The sequence below is a fragment of the Polaromonas sp. P1_E1_2 genome, from assembly GCF_056406035.1.
In genome coordinates this window covers 1-4,902 of sequence record NZ_JBFUAZ010000303.1, presented here as the reverse complement: position 1 = coordinate 4,902, position 4,902 = coordinate 1, and the positions used below count along the sequence as shown (strand labels likewise).

General features: G+C 63.0%; 4 protein-coding genes. All 4 read left to right on the top strand.

Annotated features, from left to right (window positions below; translation table 11 throughout):
• Nucleotides 1-148 precede the first annotated feature (148 nt).
• The 4 genes from AC1D1P_RS14210 (at nt 149) to AC1D1P_RS14195 (ending at nt 4,752) form a co-directional block, all read left to right on the top strand.
• On the top strand, nt 149-958 hold the full coding sequence (locus tag AC1D1P_RS14210) for an ABC transporter ATP-binding protein (RefSeq protein WP_477673434.1): 810 nt from the start codon (nt 149-151) through the stop codon (nt 956-958).
• Nucleotides 959-1,103: 145 nt separating this feature from the next.
• A complete protein-coding gene (locus tag AC1D1P_RS14205) occupies nt 1,104-2,363 on the top strand; it encodes a phenylacetate--CoA ligase family protein (protein ID WP_477673433.1) in 1,260 nt (419 codons plus the stop codon).
• Between the two features lie 208 nt (nt 2,364-2,571).
• Nucleotides 2,572-3,567, top strand: a complete 996-nt coding sequence (locus AC1D1P_RS14200) for a tripartite tricarboxylate transporter substrate-binding protein (RefSeq protein WP_457281383.1) — start codon at nt 2,572-2,574, stop codon at nt 3,565-3,567.
• A gap of 231 nt (nt 3,568-3,798) precedes the next feature.
• Nucleotides 3,799-4,752, top strand: coding sequence for a Bug family tripartite tricarboxylate transporter substrate binding protein (locus tag AC1D1P_RS14195; protein ID WP_477668931.1), 954 nt, complete (start codon nt 3,799-3,801; stop codon nt 4,750-4,752).
• The last annotated feature ends 150 nt before the right edge of the window (nt 4,753-4,902 follow it).

Genomic DNA, 4,902 nt, shown 5'->3' with positions numbered 1-4,902 from the left:
GCGTAGCCGCTCAGACTGGCTTTGCCAGGTACTGACGGCACCCACCCCAACCCCTCCCGCCAGGCGGGAGGGGCGCGGCTCTCGCGAGCCGCCAGCCTTGAGGGCTGATCGCCTTGCCAGCAGCCCTCAAGATTGGTCAGGAAAAAATATGGACACACCCAACATCGTTCTCAACGTCAACGGCATCGAGGTTATCTACAACCACGTGATCCTGGTGCTCAAGGGCGTCTCGCTGCAGGTCCCGCAGGGCCGCATCGTGGCCATCCTGGGCGGCAACGGCGCAGGCAAGACCACCACACTGCGCGCGATTTCCAATCTGCTCAGGGGTGAGCGCGGCGAAGTCACCAAAGGCTCCATCGAGCTGCGCGGCGAGCGCATTGAAAACCTCTCGCCGGCCGACCTGGTGCAACGCGGCGTGGTGCAGGTGATGGAAGGGCGGCACTGCTTTGCCCACCTGACCATCGAGGAAAACCTGCTGACCGGAGCCTACACGCGCAGCAGCAAGGCGGAAGTGGCGGCCAACCTCGAAAAGGTCTACAACTACTTTCCGCGGCTGAAAACCCGGCGCACCTCGCAGGCGGCCTACACCTCGGGCGGGGAGCAGCAGATGTGCGCCATCGGCCGTGCGCTCATGGCGAGCCCTTCCATGGTGCTGCTGGACGAGCCCTCCATGGGCCTGGCGCCGCAGATCGTGGAGGAGGTCTTCAACATCGTGAAGGACCTGAACCAGAAGGAGCAGGTCACCTTCCTGCTGGCCGAGCAGAACACCAACATGGCACTCAAATATGCCGACTACGGCTACATCATGGAAAGCGGCCGCGTGGTGATGGACGGTGCGGCCGCCGACCTGGCCAACAACGAAGACGTCAAGGAGTTTTACCTCGGCGTGGGCGGCGGCGAGCGCAAGAGCTTCAAGGACGTTAAAAGCTACAAGCGCCGCAAACGGTGGCTGGCATAGGGCCCCCACGCTCCGCCGCTGCGCGGGTCGCTGCCCCCCCGAGGGGGCGTTGCGCCTGCGGCCCGGCGAAGCCGGTTCCGCGGCCCCTGCTGGCTTGAAATCTCCGTATCGCGCTGAGGTATTGACAGGATTTGGAAGATCGCAAATGACAACACATTACGACTCACTGGAAGTGCGAAGCCCTGCGGAACGCGAGGCGGCGCTGCTGACCGCCTTGCCGCAGCAGATTGCCCATGCCAAGACCCGGGCCCCCGCATTCACAGCCATCCTTAAAGACGTTGACGCCCAGGCCATCACATCACGTGCGGAACTGGCGCGATTGCCCGTCACGCGCAAGCACGAGCTCCTTGAGCGCCAGCAGGCCGAGCGCGCACCTGGTGGCAGTGGCAACGCATTTGGCGGTTTCAGCGCCTTGCGCTACGGCGCGCACATGCCCCATGTTTTTGCCAGCCCGGGCACCATTTACGAGCCCGGCGGCAAGCGCAAGGACTACTGGCGCATGGCACGAGCCCTGTATGCCGCGGGCTTTCGCGCCGGCCAACTGATCCACAACAGTTTCAGCTACCACTTTGTGCCGGCAGGCTCCATGATGGAAACCGGCGCACACGCCCTTGGTTGCACCGTGTTCCCGGGCGGCACCGGCCAGACGGAGCAGCAGGTGCACGCCATGGCGGAACTCAAGCCGGCCGGCTACATCGGCACACCAAGCTTCCTGAAAATCATCATGGAGAAGGCCGCCGAAATGAAGGTGGAACTGCCGACCGTGACGCGTGCCCTGGTTTCAGGCGAGGCTTTTCCCCCCAGCCTGCGCGACTGGCTGGGTGAACGCGGCATTGCGGGCTACCAGTGTTATGCCTCGGCCGACCTGGGCCTGATTGCCTACGAAACCGAAGCGCGTGAAGGGCTGGTTCTGGATGAAGGCGTGATCGTGGAAATCGTGCGCCCTGGAACAGGTGACCCGGTGGCCGAAGGCGAAGTGGGAGAGCTGGTGGTGACCACCCTGAATCCCGGCTACCCGCTGATTCGCTTCGGCACGGGCGACCTTTCCGCCATCCTTCCAGGCACCTGCCCCACGGGACGCACCAATGCGCGCATCAAGGGATGGATGGGAAGGGCCGACCAGACCGTCAAGGTCCGCGGGATGTTTGTACACCCCGGACAGGTCGCAGACATTGCCCGGCGCTTTCCGGAAGTGATCAAGGCCAGGCTGGTGGTCAGCGGAGAGATGGCGAGCGATAACATGCACTTCCAGGTCGAAACCGCTTGCGCCCCGGATGGCCTGGACCAGCGTATCGGCGACGCCATCCGTGACGTCACCAAACTGCGTGGAACGGTACAGCTATTGGCTCCGGGAAGCCTCCCCAACGACGGAAAGGTTATTGAGGACGCACGGAGTTACAAATAGAACCCCCACGCTTGTCGCTGCGCGTACTGCGCTGCGCCGCTAGGGGGCGCTGCGCCTGCGGCCCGGCAAAGCCGGTTCCGCGGCCCCTGCTGGTTTAAACGCCTAAGCCACTCTGCAAAGGGACCGGGGGCTTGCCCTTACGTAGTTCCCGCGATGTTTGCGCAGTAAGCGGACCGTAAACTTGGCGCGTTCATTAAAGGAGACGCTCATGAAACGCCTGTTAGTCCTCGCCGCTGCTGCAACGGCCATGTTTGCAGCCCACGCGCAAGCCCCTGCCTTCCCCGGCTCCAAGCCTGTCACCCTGGTGGTGCCTTTCGCGGCCGGCGGCCCAACCGACCGCGTGGCGCGCGACCTGGCCGAAGCCATGCGCAAAGCCATGGGAGGCAGCGCCAACTTCGTGGTGGAAAACGTCAACGGCGCCGGCGGCACCATCGGTGCGGCCAAGGTAGCCCGCGCAACACCCGATGGTCACACCTTGCTGGTGCACCACATCGGCATGGCGGCCGCGCCGGCCCTGTATCGCAAGCTGCCCTACAAGGTGCTGGACGAYTTCGAGTTCCTGGGCATGATCAACGAAGTACCGATGACCATCATCGGCAAACCGCAGCTRCCGGCCAACAACTACCGCGATTTCGAGAATTACATTCGCGCCAATGCCGGCAAACTCAATATCGCCCATGCAGGATTGGGCTCGGCATCGCACCTCTGTGGCCTGATGTGGCAGGCAGCCATCAACGCCAAGGACGCGATGACCACCATTCCCTTCGGCGGCACGGCGCCGGCCATGAATGCACTGGTGGGCGGACAGGTCGACATGATGTGTGACCAGACCACCAACACCACCGGCCAGATTGAAGCCGGCCGCGTCAAGGCGTTTGCGGTCACGACCGCCAAACCGCTGAAGAACAACAAGCTGCTCAAGGACTATCCGACGCTGCAGGAAATGGGCCTCAAAAACTTTGACCTGACGATCTGGCACGGCATGTACGCCCCCAAGGGAACGCCGCCGGCCGTGATGACCCAGCTCAACAACGCCCTGAAAGTGGCGCTCAAGGATCCCGACTTCATCAAGAAGCAGGAAGGCCTTGGCGCCGTGGTGGTGACCGACAAGCGTGTCGAGCCCGCCGCCCACAAGGCTTTTGTATCCGCCGAGATCAACAAGCTCAAGCCCGTGATCGACGCCGCCGGCAAGTTCGCCGACTGATCTGTTGACCGTTTGATTGCCAGCCGCCCGGTTCATGCCGGGCGGCTTTTCTTTTTTTGGATGGCTGGGTTGAAACCCTCTTGAAGCATGAACCCACGCACGCTATCTTCATGTGACCCCCGGCCGCGCCGGCCATCCCTGGAGCCCCTCTTGAACAACAATAGCAAGCCCTTTCTTTCCCGTCGCTACGGCGCTTTCCTGGCCACCGCGCTGACCGCCGTCGCCACCTTTATGGCCACGCCCTCCGCCTGGGCGCAAAGCGCCAGCTGGCCCACCAGGCCCGTCAAAATCGTCGTGCCCTTCGCGCCAGGCGGCACCACCGACATCCTGGCCCGCGCCATGGCGCCGGAACTCTCCAAAGCCTTCGGCCAGCCCTTTGTGGTTGAGAACCGTGCCGGTGCCGGCGGCAACATTGGCGCAGACGTGGTCGCCAAATCCGCGCCTGACGGCTACACCCTGCTGATGGGCACCGTGGGCACGCATGGCATCAACAAGTCGCTGTACAGCAAGATGGCCTACGACCCGCAAAAAGACTTTGCACCCATCACGCTGGTCGCGGGTGTGCCCAACGTCATGGTGGTCAACGCCGAAAAAGCCAAAGCCGCGGGCATCAACAACGTCACGGACTTCATACGCGCGGCCAAAGCCAAGCCCGGCACTTTCAACATGGCCTCCAGCGGCAACGGCACGTCCATCCACCTGGCGGGTGAACTGTTTAAAACCATGAGCGGAACCTATATGACGCACTTCCCCTACAGCGGATCCGGCCCCGCGCTGCTGGCACTGGTGGGCGGCGACATGGACGTCATGTTCGACAACCTGCCGTCTTCCATGCAGCTCATCAAGTCCGGCAAACTCAAGGCACTGGCCGTGACGAGCTCAGAACGCTCAGCGGCCCTGCCTGACGTCCCCACCATAGAACAGGCCGGCGGCCCGGCCATGAAAGGTTTCGATGCGAGCTCCTGGTTCGGCCTGCTCGCCCCCGCCGGTACGCCGCCCGACATTGTGAACCGCATCCAGCAGGAAGCCGCCAAGGCGCTGGGCACGCCTGCGATGAAAGAGAAGCTCCTCGCGCAGGGTGCGATTCCCAGCGGCAATACGCCGCAACAGTTCACGGCCTTTATCAATGCCGAGCACAAGAAGTGGGCGCAGGTGGTGAAGGCTTCGGGGGCGAAGGTGGACTGAGCGCATATCAACTCACCATGCAAAAAGCCCTGTCACCAGGGCTTTTTTAGTATGGGTCAGCGCGACTGCTAAGCCTAAACGCCCCAAACCACCTCATGCCCCGACTTCAGGTTGCGTTGCAGCATGTCGATAAACGGCACGGCGCGCTGG

What these genes read in the sequence shown, in the direction of transcription:
- AC1D1P_RS14205 (WP_477673433.1), top strand. Translation starts at nt 1,104, where the DNA reads ATGACAACACATTACGACTCACTGGAAGTGCGAAGCCCTGCGGAACGC.
- AC1D1P_RS14210 (WP_477673434.1), top strand. Translation starts at nt 149, where the DNA reads ATGGACACACCCAACATCGTTCTCAACGTCAACGGCATCGAGGTTATC.
- AC1D1P_RS14195 (WP_477668931.1), top strand. Translation starts at nt 3,799, where the DNA reads ATGGCCACGCCCTCCGCCTGGGCGCAAAGCGCCAGCTGGCCCACCAGG.